Origin of the sequence: Nonomuraea sp. NPDC050394 (assembly GCF_044459065.1) — a bacterium.
Taxonomy (GTDB): Bacteria; Actinomycetota; Actinomycetes; order Streptosporangiales; family Streptosporangiaceae; genus Nonomuraea.
This window is the reverse complement of the sequence record NZ_JBITIO010000002.1, coordinates 981,769-1,004,182: the sequence shown is the minus strand read 5'-3', so window position 1 is coordinate 1,004,182 and position 22,414 is coordinate 981,769. Positions and strand designations below refer to the sequence as shown.

Here is a 22,414-nt window from a genome sequence, read left to right as displayed (position 1 = left end):
GCGAGTTGAAAACGGAGAACTTCTCCGATTATAGTCCCGCAGTATCCGGAGAGGTTCTCCGGATAGAAGGGGAGCATCATGACGGACCACGGCCTCGGCAGGATCGGCGTCTGGACCTTCGCCTTCGACGGGCGCCCCGCGGCGGAGGTGCGCGAGGCGGCCGCCGAGATCGAGGAACTGGGGTACGGGACGCTGTGGTTCGGCGAGGGGTTCGGGCGCGACTCGGTGAGCCAGTCGTGGCTGCTGCTGTCGGCCACGCGGCGGATGACGGTGGCCGCGGGGATCGCCAACGTCGCGCTGCGCGACCCGATCTCCATGGCCGCCGCGGAGCGGGCGATCAACGAGGCGTACCCGGGCCGGTACGTGCTCGGCCTCGGCGGGCACCGGATCAGCGACGAGCCGATCAGGATGGACGGCTACTCCATCCCCAGCAAGGGCAAGGCGGTGGCCTCCATGAGCGCCTACCTGGACGCCATGGACGCGATCCCGCTGGTGTCGGCGGCCTCGCCGTACCCGCCGAGGAGGGTGCTGGCGGCGCTCGGGCCGAAGATGCTGGCGCTGGCGGCAGGGCGCACGCTGGGCGCGCACCCGTACTTCGTGCCGGTGGAGCACACCGCGCGCGCCCGGGAGGCCATGGGGCCGGACGCGCTGCTGGCGGTCGAGCAGGCCGTGGTGCTCGACACGGACGTGAGCCGGGCGCGCGAGGTGGCCAGGGAGCACGTCGGCTTCTACGCCCGCGCCGCCCCGCACCAGATCGCCAGCCTGCGGCGGCTGGGGTTCGGCGAGGACGAGATCAGCCAGGTGGGGGACCGGCTGGTGGACGCGATCGTGGCCTATGGCGACCTGGCGGCGATCGAGAAGCGGGTGCGCGGGCACTTCGACGCCGGGGCGGACCATGTGTGCCTGCAGGTGCTCACCGCCCGGCCCGGCGAGATGCCGCGTGCCGAGTGGCGGGAGCTGGCGGCGCTCTGAGTTCCGGTTCTGTCACCCGGGCGACAGGGCCGCGTGCGGCGTACCCTATGTAGATTTTCGGCATGCCCTCCGAAGTCCGTCTGACCACCACGGTGGCCACCGTGCTCCGGATCTTCCTCGAAGACGTCTCCGAGCCCCGCTACGGCTTCGAGCTGATGAAGCACGCCAAGGTGCAGAGCGGGACGCTCTACCCGATTCTTGCCCGGCTGGAGGCGGCCGGCTGGATCGAGGGGCGGCGTGAGGTCGTCGACGCGCGGCACGAGGGACGGCCGCCGCGCCGGCTGTACCTGCTCACCGGAGGCGGCGCGGCCGCGGCCAGGCAGGCACTGGCCGAGCTGAGCGCGCGCCTCACCCCGCCGTCACCGCGCGGCGCCGTCCGGCCCGAGGGCGGATACGCGTGAACACTGTCATCGCCGTCGCCGCCGCGATCGGGGCGATCCTCGGGACCGCACTGGCCGAACTGGTCAGCGAGGAGATCCGCGGCCGCCTCGACCGCATCCCGGAAGGGCTCCTGCGCCTGGCCAGGCGGCGCCTGCCCGAGGACATGCGGGTGCCGCTGCACGACGAGGAGTGGTACCCGGAACTGCGGGAGGTGCTCAAGGGCGAGGACGCCAGGCCGATCACGCGGCTGGTGACGGGCGTCAGGTTCAGCCTCGGCCTGATCAGGACCGCGAACGTGGTGGCCTCGATCCGCAACCGGCGGGTCACGCTGCAGGCCGAGCACGACCGGTGGGTGGCGCTGGCCGACCTCCTGCGCTTCCCCGCCAACGCCTGCGTGCTGATCACCGGCCTGGCGTTGTCGGCGGCGGCGGGCGTGCTGGTCGGCCTGCTCGTACCCCAGATCCTCAGCATCACCCCGGCGCTCGGCGCGGTGCTGACGTGGGCGCTCACGGTCGCCTTCGGCACGATCGTCGGCCTCGCGCTCACCCTGGTGCTGGCCAACGGGCTCAGGGGCACCACGCGCAAGATGCTGCTCCTGCGCGCGCCGGTGGTGCGGGCACCCGAGCAGCGGCGCGAGCTGTTGCGGGCCCGGCTCATGAACCTGCTGCTCGGGCGCGACCGGGACAACGCCCACGGCATGCGCACCGCCGCTTTCCTCGGCTCCTACACGGGCGTGGGGCTCGGCGCGGTGATGGGGCAGCGGCTGACCACGTTCTGGCAGCCGCTGCTGCTCACGGCGATCACGATCGCCGCGCTGATGGTGCTGCGCTTCTCGCTGGTGTCGGCGCCGCGATGGTGGCTCAAGCGCCTGCGCCGCCGCCTGGAGGACGACGCCGGCGCGCCGCCCGGCGAGGGGCGCGAGCAGATCTAGGAGAACGGCGTCCTGGGGCGGTCCTGGAGCACCTCGTCCACGTAGATGTCGAGCTTCTCGTTGTAGAAGGAGATCAGGCCGGCGACCCGCTCGCTCTCCGGCAGCGGGGTCCGGTAGGACCAGGCCAGGTCCTTGCCGCCGTTGACCGTCCAGTACTCGGCCGTGCCCTTGTACGGGCAGCTCGTGGCCGAGTCCGTGTGTTCCAGCAGGTCGAGGCGGACGTCGGTCTTGGGCAGGTAGTAGCGGGCGGGCAGCCCGGTCTCGAACAGGATCATGGCGTGGGTGGAGTCGGCCACCGTGACGCCGTCCACCTCCACCCTGATCCGCCGGGAACTGGGCAGGATGTCCACGCGGGTGTACGGGTCGCGCGGATGCACGTACACCTCCTCGTCCTCCTCGAACCAGGCGTCCATGGAGTCCCAGTCGAGCCGCACGTGCCCGCGCAGCTCCTCGATGGGCGAGTCCGGATAGGTGAGGGCGGCGTTCTCGGCGACCCTGCCCCCCGCGCTCACCGCGTGCACGACCGCCTCGCCCCGGCTCGGTGACCGGCTGGTGGCCCCGCTCGCCTTGAGCGCCCCGGGCGCCACGTCGCCGAGCGGCAGATAGTAGGTCGGGTAGTGCGGGCTTTCCCAGACCAGCAGGGCCCGGGTGGTGTCGGCGACCAGTTGCCCACCGAGGTAGGCGCGGACCCGCTTGGCCGTCGGCTCGACTCTCAACCGGCTCTTCATAGCTTCGGCAACCGCACGCACCGCCCCGCTATTCCGGCCCGTCAGAGACCGAACGCGGTCAGGGTGGCGAGGGTGGTGGTCAGGCCGACGGCGGCGCCGGCGCTCACCTGGGCGGGGGTGTGGTGGGACAGGCGTACCCTCGCCCAGCACACCAGCGCCACCACCGCGCCCCCGATCAGGACGGTCGGTACGGCCGGCAGGACGTAGGCCATGACGACCACGGTGCCCGCGCACACGGCGGCGTGGAAGGAGATCTTCCAGCGCAGCGTGATCGGGACCGTCACCGCCAGCGCGGCCAGCATCGCGGTGACGGTCGCGACCAGCAGGGTCGGGGCGCCCAGGGCGATGAGGAGGATCAGCGCGGCGACCACCGCCGCCACCGCGCTGAGCAGCGGGCCGGTACGGCGGGCCCGATCCACGATGTGGTGGGAATCCAGGCGGCCCGATCGCACGCCCGCGGCGATCACCGCCGCCGGGACGCCGCCGCACAGGGCCGCGGCGAGCACGCCCCACGCGGCCCCCTCCCAGCCAGAGGAGACCATGCCCACCAGCGGCGGCATCGCGATGACCAGAACCTGCGGCGCGAGCAGGTCGGTCACCTTCCGGGCGACGAGATCGGCCGTCATGCCAGTGATCATGACATGACGGCCGAATCGGTCTTCGGGCAGGGCCGAGGGGTTTCTGGAGACTTGGGGAAACCGATGCCGAGTGCGCAGCACAAAAGCTCATGAATTCCGCCCAGTGGTATAAAGAGCCGTGGCCGAGATCCCCCTGCTACAGGCGTTCGCCGAGGTCGGCTACCAGGTGGCGGGCGGAGGCGGCGCCCACGGCGCCATGGCCGCGCTGCGCCGGGTCGTCCCCGTCGACGCCTACGAGTTCGTGGCTTACGACCCCGACACCGGACGCCACCGCAGCGTCGTCTCCAGCGGCCACGAGCGCATCGACCGCGACGCCGCCGAGGAGTACGCCGCCCTCGACGCCTACAAACGCGCGATGGCCGCCCGCGCCCCGCTGGCCATGCCGGATCCGGGCACCCGCCGCTACTTCCGCCGCCACCTGGAGCCCTACGGCTGGCGCGCGGGCCTGACCGCGCCGCTGTTCCTGGCCGAGGGCCGCTACACCGGCCTGCTCCACCTGGCCTACCGCCAGGCGCCGCCCGAGGGCGCGGACGCGCTGGTCGAGGCGGCGGCGCCGACGCTGGCCCACGTCACCGACCTGTCGCGGTGCGTGGTCGCGCCCACCGCGCCGCCCGCGGGCTACCGCGCCGTCGCCTTCGACCGGGCAGGGGTACGGCGGGCCGTACCGGGAACCGAGCCCTCACCCGCCCTGTACGGCGAGCCCGGCCTGGCCGCCTTCGCCCGCGCCTTCATCGACTCGCGCGAGCTGAGCAGGCGTGGCCTGTGGCTGGACGCGGCAGGGCAGTGGCGCGACGTGCGCGTGATCAGGGCGGGGGTCGGCTTCCAGGGTTCCCTGCAGGGGGCGGTGGTCGCCGAGCGGCCGTGCGGCCTGCCGTACGAGCTGACCGGGCGTGAGGTGGACGTGCTGACCCGCGTGGCCGCGGGGGACTCCAACCCGCAGATCGCCGCGGCGCTGGTGCTGAGCGTGCGGACGGTCACCACGCACCTGGAGCACATCTTCACCAAGCTCGGCTGCGACAGCCGCACCCGGCTGACGACCAAGGCGCTGGCCGAGGGGCTGTGCCGGTTAGACCTGTAACGCCCAGACGGCGGGGACGGTGACCAGCAGCAGTTCGAACCAGACGCAGTTGGCCCCGTTGGAACGTTCGAATCCCCAGCGGTGGCTGAGCGCCTCCAGCAGCGGCAGGCCCCGCCCGCTGGTGGTCAGCCCGCCGGCGCGGCAGGCGCACGGCGGCGCGTCGGAGCCGGCGTCCTCGACGCACACCCGCACCAGGTCGCCGGTGGCCCGCACGCTGACGGTGAACGTGCCCCCGGCCCCCGACTGGGTGTGCAGGACGGCGTTGGTGGCCAGCTCGCTGGTGAGCAGCACGGCCTCGTCGTGTAAAGGGTGATCGCGCCCGATCGCGCTGGTCACGGCGCTCCTGGCCCGTGCGACCTGGGCCGGTGCCCCCGGTAGCCGGACGACCAACTGGCTGTGAAAGTCCGGCGCTGCCATGGCGACCTCCCCGAATTCGCTGACGTCATGAGACGCGCGAGGAGGGGGTCGCAGATTATCGCGAAAAGGTAGGAATGCCCTTTCCCATGGTCGCCTGCGCGGCCGTTTGCCATGACCAAGTACGCTGCGATCGACGAGTCCGCCGACGGAGGAGAGCACGGGTGAGCAGCCTCGAGGCCGTGTGGGTGCGACCCTACGACCAGCCGGGCGCGGCGTACGTGACCGGTGTGTTCGACATCCTGCACGTCGGCCACGTGCGCTATCTCGACGCCGTGGCCGCCCGCGGGCTGCCGCTGGTGGTCGGCGTCGAGGACGATCCCCGCGTACGCGCGTGGAAGGGACCCACGCGCCCGGTCAACCCCGCCGCCGAGCGGGCCGAGGTGCTGGCCGCGCTGCGCTGCGTGAGCGGCGTGTTCGTGGTGACCGGCCCGCCGGAGGCCCACGGCCCCGAGGACTACATCGACCTCATGGCGCCCATGCGCCCCGGCGCGCTGGCCCACACCGCGGGCGACCCGCACGCGGGCGGCCGGTGCGCGGCAGCGGCGCTGCTCGGCGCCGAGTGCTGGGAGCTGGAGGCCATCCCCGGCCGCTCCACCACCCGGATCGTGAATGCGGCGCGGGGACGCTGATGCTACGGTGATCCTCATGCAGCGCGTTCACGTCACGACGACGCCGGACCCCGTCCCGGCGCGCTGAATCCTGCTCTCCGGGCGAACGCCCGGAGACGCGCTCGAAGGTCGTTCGCCCCCTTTCCACCCAGGGGAACCACCATGAACGATCACCGCAAGCTCGGCCGCGAACTCGCCATCTTCGGCACCGACCCGCTCATCGGCTCGGGACTGCCCTACCTGCTGCCCGCGGGCGCCGCCGTCCGCAAGGCCGTCGAGGACTACGTCCACGAGCTCGAACGCCGCAACGGCTACCAGCACGTCAACTCGCCCGTCCTCGGCAAACAGGAGCTCTACGAGCTGTCGGGCCACTGGTCGCACTACAGCGAGGACATGTTCCCGCCGATAGAGGTGGGCGGTGAGCGCTTCGTGCTGCGCCCGAGCCTGTGCCCCCACCACGCGCTCATCTATCGCTCCCGCCGGCGCAGCCACCGCGAGCTGCCGCTGCGCCTTGCCGAGCTGGGCGGGCAGTACCGCTCGGAGATGTCCGGGGTGCTCGGCGGCCTGAACCGGGTGCGCTCGATCCAGCTCAACGACGGCCACGTGTTCTGCCCGCCCGAGCGGGCCGCGGCCGAGGTCGCGGCCGCGCTCGACCTCATCGAGGCCGCCCACGCCCAGCTCGGCATCAAGGCAGCCCGCTACCGGCTGTCGCTGGGCGGTTCATCGGGCAAGTTCGTCGACGACCCCGCGCTGTGGGCGAGCTCGGAGCGCGTGCTGCGCGAGGTGCTGCACGCGCGCGGCCAGTCCTACGACGAGGAGTACGGCGAGGCCGCCTTCTACGGCCCGAAAATCGACATCCAGATAGCCGACCCGGCGGGCCGCGAGTCGACCCTGTCCACCGTCCAGGTCGACCTCTACATGCCCGAGCGCTTCGGGCTGTCCTACGTGGGCGGCGAGCGCCCGGCCATGGTGCACCGCAGCGTCGTCGGCGGCATCGAACGGCTGCTGTCCCACCTGGTCGAGGCGCACGGCGGCGCGCTGCCCGCCTGGCTGGCACCGGTGCAGGCGGTGGTGGTGCCGCTGTCGGAGGCGGAGCTTCCCGCCGCGCACGACCTGGTACGGCGCTGCGTCGAGGCGGGACTGCGGGCCGAGCTGGCCCACCCGGACCGCGGCAGCCTCGGGGCCAGGATCCGGGCGCATCGGCTGGTGCCGTACCAGCTGGTGGTGGGGCCGCGCGAGGCGGCGGAGGGATCGTGCGCGGTGCGGCTGCGCGACGGCCGGCAGGAGGGAAACGTGCCCGTCGCCGAGCTCGCCGCGCGTTCCCGCCCGATTTTCTGACCGCTGAATTATCGTCGAGAAATCAATGAGATAACGGACCCTTCCCAGGGACCTAAACAGGCTCGTAAAGTCCCCCCAACGCCATGTCGGGGAGGCAAGAACGTGACCGAAGTAAGTGACAAGCGTGCGGCCGAGTTGGTCTCGGCCGCGGAGGGGGAACGTCCGGCCCGTGAATTGTCGGGACCGTTACGGCTCGGCGTCTGGATCATCGGCGGGCTCCTGTCGGCCTACTCCCTCGTCGTGGTCTTCCAGCCGGTGGAGCCGGTGCAGCATCGGATGACGTTCCTGGCCGTGGCGCTGCCGCTGGTCTTCCTGCGCTACCGCTCCGGGCTGGTCTCCCTGGTGCGGCGCCTGCGTCAGCAGGAGCCCCTTGAGCAGCGGCGTGGCGAGGCGCCCACGATCCTCGACTGGGTGCTCGCGGCGCTGTCGCTCGGGGTCCTGCTCTACCCGCTGCTCGACATCGACGCCTTCCGCGACCGCGGCTCCAGCTCCAACCTCAGCACCTGGGACATCATCGGCGGGCTGGGCCTGACCGTGCTGCTCCTGGAAGCGGTACGCCGCACGGTCGGCAGCGCGCTCAGCATCATTTGCGGAATTTTCCTGGTATACGCCTACCTCGGAAACTATTTGCCGGTCAGCTGGCCGATCGGGCACCGCGGATTCGACCTCGGCCAGATCATCTCCCAGCTCTACACCGGCACAGAAGGATTCTTCGGCGTCCCGATGCAGGTGGCGGCCAGTTACATCGTCCTTTTCACGATCTACGGCGCGGTCCTCGACTACTCCGGCGCCAGCAAGTTCTTCATCGACCTGAGCTTCGCCGCCTTCCGCAAGTCACGGGCCGCCCCCGGCCGTACCGTCACCACCGCGGGATTCCTGCTCGGCACCGTCTCCGGCTCCGGCACCGCCACCACCGTCAGCCTCGGCAGCGTGGCCTGGCCGGTGCTCAAGCGGGCCGGCTACCCCCGCGAGGCCGCCGGCGGCATCCTGGCCGCCAGCGGCATCGGCGCGATCCTGTCGCCGCCCACGCTGGGCGCGGCCGCCTTCATCATCGCCGAGCAGCTCGGGGTCAGCTACCTGACGGTGCTGCTCTACGCGACGATCCCCACGATCCTGTACTACCTCGGCATCTTCCTGGCCATCGAGATCGACTCGCGGCGGTTCGGCACCCATGCCGTCGAGGTCGACGCGCCCAAGGCCGGCAAGCTCATGCTGCGCTTCGGCTACCACTTCAGCTCGCTCATCCTCATCATCGTGCTGATGGCGCTGGACCGCTCGGCCTTCCAGTCGGTGGTCATCGCCACCTTCGTCGCCTTCGCGCTGTCCTTCCTCGACCCGGCCCACCGCATGGGGCCCAAGCGCATCGGGCAGGCGCTGGCCAAGGGCACGCTGGAGGTGCTGCCGGTCACCGCGGTCTGCGCGGCGGCGGGCATCATCGTCGGCGTCATCACCCAGACCGGGCTCGGACTCAACCTCAGCTCGATCATCGTGGACGTGGCCGCCGGCAACCTGATCTTCACCACGATCATGGCGGGCCTGGCGGTCATGCTGCTGGGCCTGGCGGTGCCGGTGACCGCGAGCTACATCATCGCCGCGGTCATCATCGCCCCCGCGCTCATGACGCTCGGCGTCGCCAAGGCGGAGGCGTACATGTTCATCTTCTACTACGCGGTGCTGTCGGAGGTGAGCCCGCCCACGGCGCTGTCGGCCGTCGCGGCGGCGGCCATCACCGGCGGCAACACCTACCGCACGATGATGATGACCTGGCGATACACGCTGCCCGCCTTCCTGGTGCCGTTCGCCTTCGTGCTCACGCCCAACGGGCAGGCGTTGCTGGCCCAGGGACCGATCGGGACCATCCTGGCGCTGACCGCCGTCTCGGGGGTCGCCGTCCTGGCGCTGGCGATGGCCACCGGCGGCTTCACCGGCCTGCCCGAGCGCGTGATCGCGGCGGTCGCCGGAATCCTCCTGCTCTTCCTCGAACCTGTCCCGATCGTCGCCGGTTTCGCGGTTCTGGCCGTGGCGACAGCCGTACATCTCATTCGAAAAAGGAGAACTCCAGCGTGAAACGTGTGCTCATCACCCTGGCGGCGGCTGTCGTGGCGCTCGCCGCGGCCGCGGGCTGCGGCGGCGGCAACAGGTTGTCCATCGCCACCGGCGGCACCACCGGTGTCTACTACGTCTACGGCGGCGGCCTGGCCAAGCAGATCCAGGCCAACGTCGCCAACACCCAGGCCACGGCCTCGGTCACCTCGGCGTCGGTGGAGAACATCAAGCTGCTGGCCACCGGCAAGGCCGACATCGGCTTCTCCCAGACCGACACCGCGGCCGACGCGGTCAACGGGGTCGGCTCGTTCACCGAGAAGCAGCCGATCCAGGCGATCGCCCGCATCTACGACAACTACGCGCAGGTCGTCGTCGCGCCCGGCGTGGCCGCCACCAAGGTCGCCGACCTGAAGGGCAAGCGCGTCTCGCTCGGCCCGCCCAACTCCGGCACCCAGGTCATGGCCCGCCGCATGATGGAGGCGGCCGGGCTCAACCCCGACAGCGACGTCACCAAGTCGCAGTTGTCGATCAACGAGTCGGTGCAGGCGGTCAAGGACGGCACCATCGACGCGTTCTTCTGGGTCGGCGGCGTGCCCACCGCCGGAATCGTGGACCTGGCCACGAGCAAGCCCGACATGAAGATGCTCGACACCAGCGACGTGCTGGGCGGCATGCAGACCAAGTTCGGCAAGCAGTACGTGACGCTCGACGTGGACCTGGCGGGCTCCTACAAGCTCACCGGCGCGATCAAGACGATGGCCGTCGGCAACGTGCTGCTCGTGCCGGACAAGATGGACGAGCAACTCGCCTACGACATCACCAAGACCCTGTTCGAGAAGAAGGCCGAGCTGGTCAAGGTGCACACCGAGGCCAGCAAGCTCGACCCCAAGCTCGGCCGGCAGGTCGAGCCGGTCGTGCTGCACCCCGGCGCGGCCCGCTACTTCAAGGAGACCCAGGGCTGATCAGGCTCCTGCTCGCGCTGCTCGCGGCCCTGGCGCTCGGCTCGGGCGCCGCCGCGGGCGGCCCCGCCGTCCACGGCCTGGCCCTGGGCAGGGGCGGCTTCGCCCTGACCTACGTGCACTCCATGTACCACGCGCCCTCCGCGGAGATCTTCTCCGTGGAGGGCCGCCGTTTCACCATGCGCGCGGTGATCTCCGGGAGCGCCGGAGTGCTCGACTACTACGCCCTCGACGGCGCCCGCTCGCGCACGGGCGGCCTGTGGGTGCTGCGCCTGTCGGCGCCGGTCACCTACGACGGCCTGGAGCTGATCGCCAGCCCCGTCGGCCGCCGCACGCTGGTGGCGGGCGGCCGCTGCCTGCCGCTCTACCCCGCCTCCGGCGCCACGCGGGTACGGCTGGCCGTCGGCACCGCCCCGCCGGGCAGCCCCGCCACGGCCCCGTGCTACAACCAGTCCTTCTTCTTGAAGACGGTGTACAGGGCCACCGAGGCCCCCGCCACGACCATGGTCGACACCCAGAAGCCCCACGGCCGGCCCTCGCCCGGATAGGGCACGTTCTGCCCGTAGAAGCCGGTGATCGCGGTCGGCACCGCGATGATCGCCGCCCACCCGGTCAGCCGCTTCATGATCTCGTTGAGCCGGAAGCCCTGCTGGGCCAGGTGGGTCTCGCGCAGGTTGCTGATCAGCTCGCGCAGCGAGTCGACCCAGTCGGTCACGCGCAGCACGTGGTCGTAGACGTCCTGGTAGTAGGGTCCCATCTCGGCGTTGACCAGGACCTGCCGGTCACGGCGCACCAGCGTCGAGAGCACCTCGCGCATGGGCAGCGTGACCTTGCGGAAGCGCACCATGTTCTTGCGCAGCCGGAACGTGCGCCGCTGCAGTTCCCGGTTGTTGCCGGCCTCGCCGAACAGCGCGTCCTCCAGCTCCTCGACCTGGCCGTCGAGCGTCTGCACGAGCTCGAAGTGCCCGTCCACGACGTAGTCCAGCAATCCGTGCAGCAGGAAGGCCACGCCGTGGCGGGCGGTGTGCTCCCCGCTGGCGTCCCAGCGGGCGACCACGTCGTCGATGGTGAAGCGGTCGTTCTCCCGTACGGTCACCAGCGCGTTCTTCGTCACGAAGACGTTGATCTCCACCGGGTCGAGGTTGCCCTCCTCGTCCAGGTAGATCCCGTACACGGTGATGAACAGGTGGCTGTCGTAGACGTCGAGCTTGGGCCGCTGGTGGTCGTTGAGCACGTCCTCCACGGCCAGCTCGTGCAGACCCAGTTCCTCGCTGATGACGCCGAGCTGGCCGGGGGTGGGGGAGCACAGGTCGAACCAGACCACGCAGTCGTCGTCGCAGACGTATTCGGAGACGTCGGCGATGGGGAAACCCTTCTTCACGACGACGCCGTCTTTGTACAACCGGGTGCGCATTTACCGCATTATGGCCTATCGCTTAGCGGGCGCTGTTGCGGAACGGCGCCACGGGCCTGCCCAGATTCGGCGCCCCCAGCAGCTTGCCGGACGAGAGCGCGTAGATGCCGTCGTTGGTGAACACCCACACGATCTTCCTGTCCCATTCGGTGTAGATGGCATGGGTCTGGTTGCCGAGCGCGTAGTCGGGGACGGCGGCGCTGTATCCCGCGGGCACGAACTGGGCGGCGATCTTCGGCCGGCGCACGTCGCGTGTGTCGAAGAACTGCACGCCCGCGTTGTAGAAGGCGTAGGCGAGCAGACCCTGGGCCGGGTCACCGGGCGAGGTGTAGGAGCCGGAGCGCTTGGGGCCGAAGCTGCCGCCGCGCTGGCAGTAGTCGCCGAACCGGGCTCCGGGCGCGGGCTCCGGGCGGGGCAGCACGCCGACGATCCTGGGCTTGGCGGGGTCGCGCGCGTCGACCTGGAAGACGTCCTTGTAGGGCTCGTGGCAGTCCTCGCCGAGCGGGTAGCCGGAGACGTAGACCATGCCGGTCTTCTCGTACTGGGAGACGTCCACGTTGTCGGCTTCGGTGCCACCGGAGGAGACGGGGAGGTCCAGGTGCGCGATTTCCCGCATCTTGGACGGATCCGAAATATCGAGAATCGACAGGCCGTAGCCGCCCATGGCGGCGAAGCCGTACTTTCCGGCGACGAAGAACGGCATCCGGGCGCCCATCCACGACGTGCGGTTGCCGCAGCGCGGGTTCTTGGCGTAGGCGGCCTCCTCGCCCTCCACCTGGCCCTTGCGGTGCCACTCGCCGACCAGGCGCGGCCTGGTCAGATCGGACATGTCGTAGGCCTGGTAGCCGGGGGAGTAGAGGTAGGTGGGGACCTCGGTGTTGCTCCAGCTGTCCAGCGGCGCGACCGCGACGTACATGTACTTGCCGCCGGTCCAGTAGGGCACGTCGAGGGAGCCGGAGCCCTGCTGCACGCCCGGCTCAGGGCTGCTCAGCGTCGGGTCGGTGGTGACCGTGGACAGCAGCGTCCAGTCCTTCCTGCGCGGGCCGTCCAGGCGGTAGACCTTGAAGCCCTTGAACGTCGTCTGCGCGCGCAGCTTCGCCACGCCCTCCGGATTGCCGAACTTCGAACGTTCCGGGCTGTCGCCGAGCTCCTCGACCTGCCGCTTCTGCTCGAACGACTGGATCATCACGTAGCGGCCGTCGCGCCACTGGATGGTGGCCGCGCCCCAGTAGTCGGCCTGCTTCCAGTCCTTGCCGGTGAGCCGCTCGACGATCCGCACCCTGCGTACGTCGGTGACGTCGTAGACCCGGGCCTCGGTGCGGTCGTACTGGAACAGGTAGCGGCGCCCGCCGAAGTCGACCACGTTCTGCCAGGTGTGGAAGTAGTCCGGGGTGAAGTCGGGGCCGCGGTAGGCCGCCTCGACCTTGATCGGGCCCTCGGTGTAGGAGCGGGGATCGTAGCCCTTGGTCTTCGGGAACAGGTCCTTCGCGCCACCGGGGAAGGAGAAGCGCTCCTCGCCCGGCGGGGTCAGGTCGGGGTGGCGGAAGGAGCCGTCGAGCTGCATGCCGTACGTGCCGGGGCCCGGGTCGCCGGGGCGGCGGTCGCCGCACACCGTGGGGACGCCGTCGTCGGCGGCCCGCACAGCGGCCTGAACAGAGGCCTGCGCAGGGGCCGGAGGGACTGTCAGCAGACCGGCCACGCTCGCCGTGGCGAGGGCGCGGTGGAGGAGTCGGCGCATCGGGGGGTGCCTTTCGTGGGGGGATGCGCCAAGAGTGCCGATCGCCGCTCACGTTCCCAAGAGCCGGTTCCGCCGCGCGGAACCGGCCACGCGGCGGGCGTCAGGTGACGGCCAGGCGGATCGCGTACCTGTCCTCGCGCCACAGTTCCTTCTCCAGCACCTCGGCCACGGTCTGGGCGGCGTTCCAGACGTCCACGTAGCGGGTGTAGAGGGGGGCGAAGCCGAAGCGCAGGATGTCGGGGGCGCGGAAGTCGCCGTGCACGCCGTGGTCGATGAGCGCGCGCATCACCGGATAGCCGTCGTGGTGGTAGAAGCTCACCTGGCTGCCGCGGCGCTCGGGGTCGCGCGGGGAGGCCAGCTCCAGCCTGTCGCCGACCAGGTCGACGAAGAGCGAGGTCAGCGCCATGCTCTTGGCGCGGACCTGGTCGAGGTCGACCCGCTCCCACATGTCCAGCGCCGCCTCCAGCGCGGCGAACGACAGCACGTGCGGGGTACTGACCGTGAAGCGCCTGATGCCGTCGGCCCGGCGGAAGCCGGGTTCGAAGGCGAACGGCTCGGCGTGGCCGTACCAGCCGGACAGGACGTTCTCGGCGGCGGCCTGGTGGCGGGGATGAACGCGCAGGAAGGCGGGGGCGCCGGGGCCGCCGTTGAGGTACTTGTAGGTGCAGCCGACGGCGAAGTCGGCGGCCGAGACGTCCACGCGCAGCGCGCCGACGCTGTGGCAGACGTCCCAGATCATCAGCGCGCCCGCCTCCTGGACACGGGCGGTGACCTCGGGCACGTCGTAGCGGGCGCCGGTGCGGTAGTCCACCTCCGACAGCAGGACGGCGGCGGCGTCGTCGAAGCGGTCCTCGCCGATGTCGCGCAGTTCGCCGAGGCCCTCGATCATGTAGTTGTCGGTGGGGAAGTTGCCGCGGTCCACGACGATCACGTCACGGCCGGGGCGCAGGCGCATGGCGGCGCTGACGGCCTGGTAGACGGCGATGGAGGTGGTGTTGCCCGCCACGACCTCGCCGGGCCCGGCGCCGATCAGCGGGGCCAGGCGGTCGCCGGTGGTCAGGGGCTGGGCGTACCAGCCCGCCTCGTTCCAGCCGCCGACGAGGTGGCGGCCCCACTCGTCCTCGACGGCCTGCCGTACGCGCTCGGCCGCCGTACGCGGCGGCGCGCCCAGCGAGTTGCCGACCAGGTAGATCTCGTCCTCCGGCAGCACGAACTCGTCCCGGAACGCGCGCAGCGGGTCTTCTTGGTCCATGGCCAGGCAGGCCAGGCGATCAACCACTGGTCAGCTCCTCAATAAATCCACATTTAACGCCTATGTTGGTATAGAACCCCTGATGAGGGATAGACAAGAATGCGTTCCGTGACACGGAACCCGGACCGTCTCTCGATGCTGGAGAAATCCTGGCTCGTCCTGGACGCCTTCCGCCCCACCGGCGGCCCGCTGCGCCTCATCGAGGTCGCCGAGCGCTGCCAGCTCCCCAAGACCACCGCCTACCGGCTCCTCACCGACCTGACCGCCATCGGCGCCGTCGAGCGCCGCGAGCGCGGGTACGTCCTGGGGCGGCGGCTGTTCGAGCTCGGCAGCACGGTTCCGCTGGAGCGCGACCTGCGGCACGCGGCGCTGCCGTTCATGCACGACCTGTACGAAGCCACGCGCGAGACCATCCACCTCGGCGTCCGCGACGGCCTCGACGTCGTCTACGTCGAGAAGCTGCGGGCGCACGAGTCGCTCGCGCTGCCCTCGCGCGTCGGTGGCCGGTTGCCCCTGAACTGCACCGGAGTGGGCAAGGCGCTGCTGGCATACTCCTCGCCCGGTCTCATCGAGGAGGTGCTCGCCCGGCCTCTGCGCCGGCTCACCGCGCACTCCATCGTGGACGCCAAGCGGCTGGAGGAGGCGATCGGCCAGATCCAGGTGGCCGGGCTGGCCTATGAGCGGGAGGAGGCGCAGATCGGCGGCGCCTGCATCGCCGCACCCATCTTCCGCGAGGGCACGGTCGTGGCCGCGCTCTCGGTGTCGGTCCCGCTGTCGCGCTTCCATCCGACCCGCCTGGCCCCCGCGGTCAAGACCGCCGCCCTCGGCGTCTCCCGGGCCCTGACCCGCTCCACCCCCCGCTGACCCTCCCTGCCGGCCCTCCCCTACGGTGAGCGGGTGACCGGGGCGCCGGTGACGAGGTCCTTGGGGCGGACCAGCACCAGCGCGATGACCGCCGTCACGACCGACAGCGCCGCGGCCGTGTACATGACCAGGGAGGCGCCGCCCGCGGCGTAGGGGATGCCGAGCAGGCCCACGCCCGCCGCCGCCCCGATGGCCAGCATGGTGTTGACCATGCCGGAGGCCATCCCGGCCCGCTCCTTCTCCACCACGTTGACCGCGAGCGTGGTCTTGGGCGTCGCGGCGAGGCCGCCGCCCACGCCCCACAGGATCAGGCCGGGCAGGAAGTCCCAGGCGCTCGCGGCCGGTGCGAAGGTCATCGCCATGTGGACGCCGCCGAGCCCCAGGACGGCCGAACCCCCGGCGATGAGGAACGACGGCGAGAACCGGGCCAGGAGCTTGCCCGCCAGCAGGCCGGTGAGCAGCTGGGGGATGAGGATGGCGGCCATGAGCAGGCCGGTGGCCAGCGGGGTGAGGCCGAGCTCGCGTTCGAAGTACAGGACGTAGTAGACCGAGCTGCCAATCGTGGCCACCCGGGAGACGAACGCCAGCAGTGAGGCGGCCACGAAGGTCGGGATGCGGAACAGCGACAGGTCGAGGACCGGGGCCACGGCCCGGCGTTCCACCAGGAGGAAAGCGGCCAGCAGGAGGACGGCGGCGGCGCCGTACCACCACTGGGCCAGGGTGAGGGCCAGGTTGGCCGCGGTGAGAAGGAGCAGCAGCAGCGTCGCGCCCGGCCAGTCGATCGGCGCGGTGCCACGCGCGGCGTCGGCGGGCAGCACGCGGCGGCACAGGAACAGGGCCACGATGCCCACGGGGACGTTGACCAGGAACAACGCGCGCCAGTCCGCCACGGCGAGCAGGATGCCGCCGAGCACCGGCGCGGCGGCCCCCGCGGCGCCGAGCGTGGTGCCCCAGACGGCGATGGCCATGTTGCGGCGCTGGCCCTCGTAGGTCTGGGCGAGCATCGGCAGCGCGTTGGCCATGATCAGCGCGGCCCCGGCGCCCTGGGCGAGCCTGGCCAGGTCCAGGGCGAGCGCCGACTGGGCCAGGCCGCAGGCCAGCGAGGACGCGGTGAACACGGTGATGCCCGCCGTGAACATCGTGCGCCGGCCCAGGCGGTCCGACAGCGAGGCGGCGGGCTGCTGCAGGGCGCCGAAGGTGACGGTGTAGCCGATGATGATCCACTGCGCGGCGGCCAGTCCGCCGCCGAGGTCGGACTGGATGGCCGGCAGCGCGATGGAGACGATCGTGATGTCGATGACGAGCAGCGCGGTCGCGGCGATCGTCATGATCAGGACAGCCAAGGGGAGCTCCTTAGGGAAGGCTGCCCTCACCTTAAAGTCCACATGTGTGAACTTCAAGGCTGATAGGCTGCCGCCCGATGGAGCGCACCAGGAAGCGGCCCGAGTTCCGCAAGGGGCGGCCGACGCTCACCCGCGAGGCCATCGGGCGCGCGGTGCTCGAACTCGGCGACGCGGAGCTGACCATGCGCGCGCTCGCCGCGCACCTCGGGGTCACGCCGCGGGCGCTGTACAAGTACGTGGCCGACCGCGACGACGCCGTACGCCTGGCCGCCGACCAGCTCCAGAGCCAATGGCTCCTGCCCGAGCTCGACCCGGCCCGCTGGCGTGACAGCCTGCGCGAGCTCTGCCTCGGCCTGCTCGGCCTCTACCGGCGCCACCCGGCGGCGCTGCGCCTGGCCGAGACCGCCGCGCTCGACGTGCACGACAACACCCGGCGCTCCAACGAGGCCATGCTCGCCTTCTTCGCCGCGCTCGGCCTGCCGCCCCGCGACGCCCACCGCGCCTGGCGCCAGACCATCGCCGTCGTGGCCGGGCACAGCGAGATCGAGCGCTGGCGCGCCCGCGCCTCGGCCCACCGGGAGATGCCCGAGGAAGAGGGCACCTTCGACGACGTCGTGGAGATGCTCGCCGCCTGGATCTCCACCCTCGCCGCCACCAGTACGTAAACCATCCGATGCGCGCCCTGCCAGCCGAAACCACAATGGTGCCGGTGCCCGTCTCCTACACCCGGCTCGCCCCAGGCCGCACCGCCTTCACCGAGCTGGGCTTCGCCGCGACCGAACTGGTGCCCTCGTGGACCGCGAGCGCCCCCGAGGGGTCGTGGATCGAGGTCGCGCTGCAGGCCAGGCTGGTCTCCGGTGAGCCGACCAAGTGGTACGTGATGGGCCGGTGGTCGGAGGAGCCCGGCCGTACGTCGGTGCCGGGCCAGGGCGACGAGCACGGCGACGTGGCCGTCGACACGTTCGTGGCGAAGGCACCGGTGACCGCCTGCCGGGTGCGCGTGGAAACGCACGGCGCGGGCGCGCGGATCAGGTCGCTCGGGGTGCTGGCCTCCGCGATCCCGCACCGCCCGAGCGTGACGCCCACCCCGGCGGGTACGGCCGCCGCCGTGGAACTCGACGTCCCCCGCTACTCCCAGCGCGAGCACACCGGCCACTACCCCGAATGGGACGGCGGTGGCGCCAACTGGTGCAGCCCCGCCTCGGTCGCCATGGTGCTGGCCTACTGGGGCAGCGGCCCGGAACCCGCCGACCTGTCCTGGGTCGCCCCCGGCGACCCCTGTCCCGCCGTCGACCACGCCGCCCGCGGCATGTACGACCAGAGCTACCAGGGCACCGGGAACTGGCCCTTCAGCGTCGCCTACGCCGGCCGCTACGGCCTGGACGGCTTCGTCACCAGGCTCCGCTCCGCCCTGGAACTGGAGACCCTCGTCAGGGCCGGTGTCCCGGTGATCACGTCACTGTCGTTCAAGGAGCACGAGCTGCCCGGCTCGGGCTACTCCACCGGCGGCCACATCCTGGTCGTCGCCGGATTCACCGCCGCGGGCGACGTCGTCGCCAACGACCCCGCCGTGCCTGAGGTGCGCAGGATCTATCCGAGGGCGGCGTTCGAGAACGTCTGGCTGAGGAGCTCGGGCAGCGGCGGCATCGTCTACGTCCTGCACCCACCCGGGCACGTGCTTCCCCCTTCCGACGGCAATTGGTGACCAGCATGAGCATCAGCGCGATCGACGTGGCCAGAACCGACGGCGCCGCCCAGTGGGTGGAGGCCGTCCCGACGCCGGACGGCGTCGAGGTGTGGTGGGACGAGCCCCGCCCGCGGGAGGGCGGGCGCCGCTGCGTGGTGCGCCGCCTGCCGGACGGCTCGCGCCACGACGTCCTGCCGGGGGGATGGAACGCGCGCAACCGGCTCATCGAGTACGGCGGGCGGTCCTGGCGCCCGCTGCCCGGCGGCGCGCTCGTCTTCACCCACTGGGCCGACCAGCGCCTGTACCTGCTCCACCCGGAGAAGGACCCGATCCCCCTGACGCCCGAGGGCCCTCACCACTACGGCGACCTCTACCTGCCGCCCGGCCGCGAGGAGGTCTGGGCGGTCAGGGAGACCAACGGCGCCGCCCGCGACCTGGTGGCGGTCCCGCTGGAGGGCGGCGAGCCGCGGGTGATCGTCAAGGCCCACCACTTCCTCATGAACGCCCGCCTGGCGCCGGACGGGCGGCACCTGTCCTGGATCGGCTGGGAACACCCCAACATGCCCTGGGACGGCACCGAGCTGTGCGTGGCCGAGCTGGACGGGGAGGGGGTGGCGGGGCCGTCCCGGGTGGTCGCGGGCGGCGAGCGCGAATCGGTCGTGCAGGCCGAATGGCGCGACCCGGACACCCTCTACGCCGTCACCGACCCGACCGGCTGGTGGAACCTGCACGAGATCGCCCGCGACGGCTCCCGCTCACGCAACCTGACGCCGGTGGAGCTGGAGTTCGGCAACGCGGTGTGGAAGCCGGGCGCCGCCTGGTTCGCGGTGGCGGGGGAGGGGGTGGTCGTCGTGTACGGCTCGCCCGGCGATCGGCGGCTCGGGCTGCTGGATCCGGCCGATGGCGCCATCCGTGACCTCGGCGGCGACGCCACCCACTGGGCCTCGACGGTGTCGGCCGCGGGCGGGATCGCGGCCGGGGTGGCGGCCTCGCCGTACACGCCGATGGAGGTGACGGTGGTCGGCCTCGCCGACGGCGCGCACACCGTCGTGTCGGCGCCCAAGCCGTTGCCGCCCCGCGCGCTGCTGCCCACGCCCGAGACCGTCGTGATCGAGGGTGTGCACGCCCACCTCTACCCGCCCGCGACCGGCCCCGCCCCCTACGTCGTCTTCGTGCACGGTGGCCCGACCGGCATGCACCCGCTGATGCTCGATCTGGAGATCGCCTACTTCACCTCGCGCGGGCTGGGCGTGGCCGTGGTCAACTACGGGGGCTCGACCGGGTACGGCAGGGCCTACCGGGAGCGGCTGCGGCACCAGTGGGGCGTCGTGGACGTGCACGACTGCGCCAAGGTCGCGCGCGGCCTGGTCGAGCTCGGACGCGCGGACGCGGCCAGGCTCGCCATCCGCGGCGGCAGCGCCGGCGGCTGGACCACCGTGGCCGCGCTGGTGCACAGCGACGTGTTCGCCGGCGGCGTGGCCCACTACGCGATCACCGACCCGGCGGCCTGGGCGGAGGAGACGCACGACTTCGAGTCGCGTTACCTGGACGGCCTCATCGGCCCGCTGCCCGAGACCGGGGAGCGCTACCGCGAGCGCTCGCCGCTGCTGCACGCCGGCCGCGCCTCGGGCCCGTGCCTGATGATGCACGGCCTGGAAGACAAGATCGTGGATGTGGGCCAGGCCGAGCGCTTCGTCGCCGAACTGGACAGGCACGGCAAAGAGTGGGCCTTGCTCACCTTCCCCGGCGAGCAGCACGGCTGGCGCCGGGAGGAGACTATCGTCGCGGCGCTCGAAGCCGAACTGGCCTTCTACGGCCGTATCTTCCACTTCGACACGCCGGAAGTGACCGCACTCGACCTTCGGGGGGCCAAGTGAAGAGCGTCGCCGAGATCTGCTCGGATCTGATCAGGTTCGACACCACGAACCCGGGCTCGGGCGAGCGCCCGGCCGCCGAGTACGTGGCCACGCTGCTGGAGGACGGGGGCATCGCCACGGAGGTGTTCGAGTCGGCGCCGAGGCGTACCACGGTCGTGGCCCGCATCGACGGTGACTCGCCCGACGCGCTGCTCATCCACGGCCACCTCGACGTCGTGCCCGCCGACCCCGCCGAATGGCGCATGCACCCCTTCTCCGGCGAGATCACCGACGGCTGCGTCTACGGCCGCGGCGCCGTCGACATGAAGGGCTCCTGCTCGATGACGCTCGCCACCGTCCTCGGCATGGCCGCGCGTGGCGAGCGCCCCAAGCGCGATCTGGTCCTGGCCTTTCTCGCCGACGAGGAGGCCACCGGCGAGTACGGCTCGCGCCACGCCGTCACCGAGCACCGCGAGCTGTTCGACGGCGTCACCGAGGCGATCAGCGAGTCCGGCGGTTTCAGCGTCCCGGCCGGCGACGAGCGCGTCTATCCGGTCGCCGTGGGCGAGCGCGGCACCGCCTGGATGAAGCTCACCGCCCACGGAGTGGCCGGCCACGGCTCCCGCCCCGCGATCGACAACCCGGTCGCCACTCTCGTCCACGCCCTGTCGCGGGTGGCCACCCACGAGTGGCCGGTACGCCTGACGCCGGCCGTGAAGGCCCTCATCCAGTCGTTGTCCGAGATCACCGGCGGCCCCATCGACCTCGGCCGCCTGGATGAGGAGGCCGGGCGCCTGGGGGTGCTGGGCACCCTTTTCGAAGGCCAGATCCGCAACTCCGCCAACCCGACCATGCTGGACGCCGGCTACAAGGTCAACGTCGTTCCCTCCACCGCCTCCGCCCACGTGGACGGCCGCTACCTGCCCGGCCTGCAGGAGGAGTTCCTGGCCACCATCGACGACCTGCTCGGCCCCAAGATCACCCGGGAGTTCGTCAACCTGGAGGACGCCCCCGCCGCCCCCTACCCCTCGCCCTTCTTCGACGAGATGGCCGCCGCCCTGCTCGCCGAGGACCCGAAGGCCAGGCCGGTCCCGTACCTGATGAGCGGCGGCACGGACGCCAAGTCGTTCGCCAGGATCGGCATCGAGGGCTACGGGTTCGCGCCGCTGATGCTCCGGCCCGACCTGGACTACTTCGGCATGTTCCACGGCAAGGACGAGCGGGTGCCGGTGGCGGGCCTGGAGTTCGGCACCCGGGTGCTCACCCGGCTCCTCCGGGGAAATTGACCTTTCCCGACCGGAGACTTCACTAATAGGAAACTTTCCTTTTTTATGAAGGAGGAAGCAACCCCTAGCCACCGTAGAGGAAGCATGTCATGCGAAGGTTGATCACCTTCATTGCCATGGCGGTCGTCGCCACAACCACCGTTGTGTACAACGCCTCGCCCGCCTCCGCGCACGGCTTCATCACCAACCCGCCCAGCCGCCAGGCCAACTGCCACGCGGGCAAGGTCCCCAACTGCGGGCAGATCGTCTGGGAGCCGCAGAGCGTCGAAGGGCCCAAGGGCCAGCGCAACTGCCACGCCGGCGACGCCCGCTGGGCCCCGCTCAGCGACGACTCCAAGCCGTGGCCGGTCACGACCGTCACCAGCACGGTGAACTTCAAGTGGTACATCCCGGTCCCGCACTCCACCAGCACCTGGGAGTACTACGTGGGCACCGAGCGGGTCGCGGTGTTCAACGACCGGGGCAGGCAGCCGCCTTCCACGCTCACGCACACCGTCGATCTCGGCAACCGGACCGGCCGCATCAAGCTGCTGGCCATCTGGAACATCGCCGACACCCAGATGGCCTTCTACAACTGCGTCGACCTCCAGATCGGCAGCGGCCCCGGCCAGCCCACCCCCACCCCGACGCCCACCGTGACCCCGACGGTCACCCCCACCCCCACTCCGACACCCACGGCCACCGGTCCCGCCGGGAGCTGGGCGGCGGGCACCTCCTACACCCCCGGCACGCAGGTGACCTACAACGGCGTCACCTACCAGTGCCTGCAGGCGCACACGGCGATTCCCGGCTGGGAGCCGCCCAACGTCCCCGCCCTCTGGCGCCGGACCTGACCTGACCCCTGCCGGTGCCCGGCGAACCCGGGCACCGGTGGATGC

General features: G+C 71.3%; 22 protein-coding genes. 15 read left to right on the top strand and 7 right to left on the bottom strand.

Going from position 1 to position 22,414, the window contains the following annotated elements:
- The first annotated feature begins 78 nt into the window (after window positions 1-78).
- From ACIBKY_RS12650 to ACIBKY_RS12640, 3 genes are all read left to right on the top strand, one after another.
- A complete protein-coding gene (locus ACIBKY_RS12650) occupies window positions 79-972 on the top strand; it encodes a TIGR03620 family F420-dependent LLM class oxidoreductase (protein WP_397096782.1) in 894 nt (297 codons plus the stop codon).
- A 62-nt stretch (window positions 973-1,034) separates the two neighbouring features.
- Window positions 1,035-1,373 (top strand): PadR family transcriptional regulator, encoded by a 339-nt coding sequence (locus ACIBKY_RS12645; RefSeq protein ID WP_397096781.1) that lies wholly within the window; start codon window positions 1,035-1,037, stop codon window positions 1,371-1,373.
- Window positions 1,370-2,284, top strand: coding sequence for a hypothetical protein (locus tag ACIBKY_RS12640; RefSeq protein ID WP_397096780.1), 915 nt, complete (start codon window positions 1,370-1,372; stop codon window positions 2,282-2,284). Before ACIBKY_RS12645 ends, ACIBKY_RS12640 begins: the two co-directional genes overlap by 4 nt.
- On the opposite strand, the gene ACIBKY_RS12635 is transcribed toward ACIBKY_RS12640, so the two are convergent.
- Window positions 2,281-3,000 (bottom strand): DUF427 domain-containing protein, encoded by a 720-nt coding sequence (locus tag ACIBKY_RS12635; protein WP_397096779.1) that lies wholly within the window; start codon window positions 2,998-3,000, stop codon window positions 2,281-2,283. The genes ACIBKY_RS12640 and ACIBKY_RS12635 overlap by 4 nt on opposite strands.
- Before the next feature lie 53 nt (window positions 3,001-3,053).
- Window positions 3,054-3,638, bottom strand: a complete 585-nt coding sequence (locus ACIBKY_RS12630; protein ID WP_397096778.1) for a hypothetical protein — start codon at window positions 3,636-3,638, stop codon at window positions 3,054-3,056.
- Between the two features lie 130 nt (window positions 3,639-3,768).
- Here ACIBKY_RS12630 and ACIBKY_RS12625 point away from each other — a divergent pair, with 130 nt between their 5' ends.
- On the top strand, window positions 3,769-4,728 hold the full coding sequence (locus tag ACIBKY_RS12625; RefSeq protein ID WP_397096777.1) for a response regulator transcription factor: 960 nt from the start codon (window positions 3,769-3,771) through the stop codon (window positions 4,726-4,728).
- Here the strand turns inward: ACIBKY_RS12625 and ACIBKY_RS12620 are convergent.
- Window positions 4,717-5,145 (bottom strand): ATP-binding protein, encoded by a 429-nt coding sequence (locus ACIBKY_RS12620; protein ID WP_397096776.1) that lies wholly within the window; start codon window positions 5,143-5,145, stop codon window positions 4,717-4,719. The genes ACIBKY_RS12625 and ACIBKY_RS12620 overlap by 12 nt on opposite strands.
- A 161-nt stretch (window positions 5,146-5,306) precedes the next feature.
- Between ACIBKY_RS12620 and ACIBKY_RS12615 the strand changes: the two genes are divergently transcribed.
- The 5 genes from ACIBKY_RS12615 to ACIBKY_RS12595 all read left to right on the top strand — a co-directional run bounded on the left by ACIBKY_RS12615 (window position 5,307) and on the right by ACIBKY_RS12595 (window position 10,644).
- Window positions 5,307-5,774, top strand: a complete 468-nt coding sequence (locus ACIBKY_RS12615) for an adenylyltransferase/cytidyltransferase family protein (RefSeq protein ID WP_397096775.1) — start codon at window positions 5,307-5,309, stop codon at window positions 5,772-5,774.
- 141 nt (window positions 5,775-5,915) lie between these two features.
- Window positions 5,916-7,091 carry a threonine--tRNA ligase gene (gene thrS / locus ACIBKY_RS12610; protein ID WP_397096774.1) on the top strand — a complete coding sequence of 392 codons (1,176 nt, stop codon included), beginning with the start codon at window positions 5,916-5,918 and terminating at the stop codon, window positions 7,089-7,091.
- A 102-nt stretch (window positions 7,092-7,193) separates the two neighbouring features.
- On the top strand, window positions 7,194-9,158 hold the full coding sequence (locus ACIBKY_RS12605) for a TRAP transporter permease (protein ID WP_397096773.1): 1,965 nt from the start codon (window positions 7,194-7,196) through the stop codon (window positions 9,156-9,158).
- Window positions 9,155-10,099 carry a TAXI family TRAP transporter solute-binding subunit gene (locus ACIBKY_RS12600; protein ID WP_397096772.1) on the top strand — a complete coding sequence of 315 codons (945 nt, stop codon included), beginning with the start codon at window positions 9,155-9,157 and terminating at the stop codon, window positions 10,097-10,099. Before ACIBKY_RS12605 ends, ACIBKY_RS12600 begins: the two co-directional genes overlap by 4 nt.
- Window positions 10,100-10,221: 122 nt before the next feature.
- Complete coding sequence (locus ACIBKY_RS12595; protein ID WP_397096771.1) at window positions 10,222-10,644, top strand: hypothetical protein; 423 nt, start codon at window positions 10,222-10,224, stop codon at window positions 10,642-10,644.
- On the opposite strand, the gene ACIBKY_RS12590 is transcribed toward ACIBKY_RS12595, so the two are convergent.
- The 3 genes from ACIBKY_RS12590 to ACIBKY_RS12580 form a co-directional block, all read right to left on the bottom strand.
- The gene (locus tag ACIBKY_RS12590; protein ID WP_397096770.1) at window positions 10,539-11,510 is read right to left on the bottom strand and encodes a magnesium transporter CorA family protein; all 972 of its coding nucleotides are present in this window, start codon (window positions 11,508-11,510) and stop codon (window positions 10,539-10,541) included. The two genes, ACIBKY_RS12595 and ACIBKY_RS12590, sit on opposite strands and share 106 nt — an antisense overlap.
- Before the next feature lie 22 nt (window positions 11,511-11,532).
- Window positions 11,533-13,248 carry a hypothetical protein gene (locus tag ACIBKY_RS12585; protein WP_397096769.1) on the bottom strand — a complete coding sequence of 572 codons (1,716 nt, stop codon included), beginning with the start codon at window positions 13,246-13,248 and terminating at the stop codon, window positions 11,533-11,535.
- A gap of 100 nt (window positions 13,249-13,348) precedes the next feature.
- Window positions 13,349-14,500: a kynureninase gene (locus tag ACIBKY_RS12580; RefSeq protein ID WP_397096875.1), complete on the bottom strand. Its 1,152-nt coding sequence runs from the start codon at window positions 14,498-14,500 to the stop codon at window positions 13,349-13,351.
- Window positions 14,501-14,599: 99 nt separating this feature from the next.
- Between ACIBKY_RS12580 and ACIBKY_RS12575 the strand changes: the two genes are divergently transcribed.
- Window positions 14,600-15,364, top strand: a complete 765-nt coding sequence (locus ACIBKY_RS12575; RefSeq protein WP_397096768.1) for an IclR family transcriptional regulator — start codon at window positions 14,600-14,602, stop codon at window positions 15,362-15,364.
- Window positions 15,365-15,384: 20 nt separating this feature from the next.
- Here ACIBKY_RS12575 and ACIBKY_RS12570 read toward each other — a convergent pair whose 3' ends face one another.
- Window positions 15,385-16,707, bottom strand: a complete 1,323-nt coding sequence (locus ACIBKY_RS12570; RefSeq protein WP_397096767.1) for an MFS transporter — start codon at window positions 16,705-16,707, stop codon at window positions 15,385-15,387.
- A 77-nt stretch (window positions 16,708-16,784) separates the two neighbouring features.
- On the opposite strand from ACIBKY_RS12570, the gene ACIBKY_RS12565 reads away from it, so the two are divergent.
- The 5 genes from ACIBKY_RS12565 to ACIBKY_RS12545 all read left to right on the top strand — a co-directional run bounded on the left by ACIBKY_RS12565 (window position 16,785) and on the right by ACIBKY_RS12545 (window position 22,369).
- Window positions 16,785-17,372: a TetR/AcrR family transcriptional regulator gene (locus ACIBKY_RS12565; RefSeq protein ID WP_397096766.1), complete on the top strand. Its 588-nt coding sequence runs from the start codon at window positions 16,785-16,787 to the stop codon at window positions 17,370-17,372.
- A 44-nt stretch (window positions 17,373-17,416) separates the two neighbouring features.
- Window positions 17,417-18,412: a C39 family peptidase gene (locus tag ACIBKY_RS12560; protein WP_397096765.1), complete on the top strand. Its 996-nt coding sequence runs from the start codon at window positions 17,417-17,419 to the stop codon at window positions 18,410-18,412.
- 5 nt (window positions 18,413-18,417) lie between these two features.
- Entirely contained in the window at window positions 18,418-20,271 is a 1,854-nt protein-coding gene (locus tag ACIBKY_RS12555; protein WP_397096764.1) for a S9 family peptidase, read from the top strand.
- On the top strand, window positions 20,268-21,536 hold the full coding sequence (locus ACIBKY_RS12550) for a M20/M25/M40 family metallo-hydrolase (protein WP_397096763.1): 1,269 nt from the start codon (window positions 20,268-20,270) through the stop codon (window positions 21,534-21,536). Before ACIBKY_RS12555 ends, ACIBKY_RS12550 begins: the two co-directional genes overlap by 4 nt.
- 89 nt (window positions 21,537-21,625) lie before the next feature.
- Window positions 21,626-22,369 carry a lytic polysaccharide monooxygenase gene (locus ACIBKY_RS12545; RefSeq protein ID WP_397096762.1) on the top strand — a complete coding sequence of 248 codons (744 nt, stop codon included), beginning with the start codon at window positions 21,626-21,628 and terminating at the stop codon, window positions 22,367-22,369.
- Window positions 22,370-22,414 lie beyond the last annotated feature (45 nt).

Bases quoted from the DNA above. Each gene is read 5' to 3' on its own strand.
- ACIBKY_RS12650 (WP_397096782.1), top strand. From the start codon at position 79: ATGACGGACCACGGCCTCGGCAGGATCGGCGTCTGGACCTTCGCCTTC.
- ACIBKY_RS12645 (WP_397096781.1), top strand. From the start codon at position 1,035: ATGCCCTCCGAAGTCCGTCTGACCACCACGGTGGCCACCGTGCTCCGG.
- ACIBKY_RS12630 (WP_397096778.1), bottom strand. From the start codon at position 3,638: ATGACGGCCGATCTCGTCGCCCGGAAGGTGACCGACCTGCTCGCGCCG.
- ACIBKY_RS12620 (WP_397096776.1), bottom strand. From the start codon at position 5,145: ATGGCAGCGCCGGACTTTCACAGCCAGTTGGTCGTCCGGCTACCGGGG.
- thrS (WP_397096774.1), top strand. From the start codon at position 5,916: ATGAACGATCACCGCAAGCTCGGCCGCGAACTCGCCATCTTCGGCACC.
- ACIBKY_RS12595 (WP_397096771.1), top strand. From the start codon at position 10,222: ATGTACCACGCGCCCTCCGCGGAGATCTTCTCCGTGGAGGGCCGCCGT.
- ACIBKY_RS12590 (WP_397096770.1), bottom strand. From the start codon at position 11,510: ATGCGCACCCGGTTGTACAAAGACGGCGTCGTCGTGAAGAAGGGTTTC.
- ACIBKY_RS12585 (WP_397096769.1), bottom strand. From the start codon at position 13,248: ATGCGCCGACTCCTCCACCGCGCCCTCGCCACGGCGAGCGTGGCCGGT.
- ACIBKY_RS12580 (WP_397096875.1), bottom strand. From the start codon at position 14,500: ATGGACCAAGAAGACCCGCTGCGCGCGTTCCGGGACGAGTTCGTGCTG.
- ACIBKY_RS12575 (WP_397096768.1), top strand. From the start codon at position 14,600: ATGCGTTCCGTGACACGGAACCCGGACCGTCTCTCGATGCTGGAGAAA.
- ACIBKY_RS12565 (WP_397096766.1), top strand. From the start codon at position 16,785: ATGGAGCGCACCAGGAAGCGGCCCGAGTTCCGCAAGGGGCGGCCGACG.
- ACIBKY_RS12555 (WP_397096764.1), top strand. From the start codon at position 18,418: ATGAGCATCAGCGCGATCGACGTGGCCAGAACCGACGGCGCCGCCCAG.
- ACIBKY_RS12545 (WP_397096762.1), top strand. From the start codon at position 21,626: ATGCGAAGGTTGATCACCTTCATTGCCATGGCGGTCGTCGCCACAACC.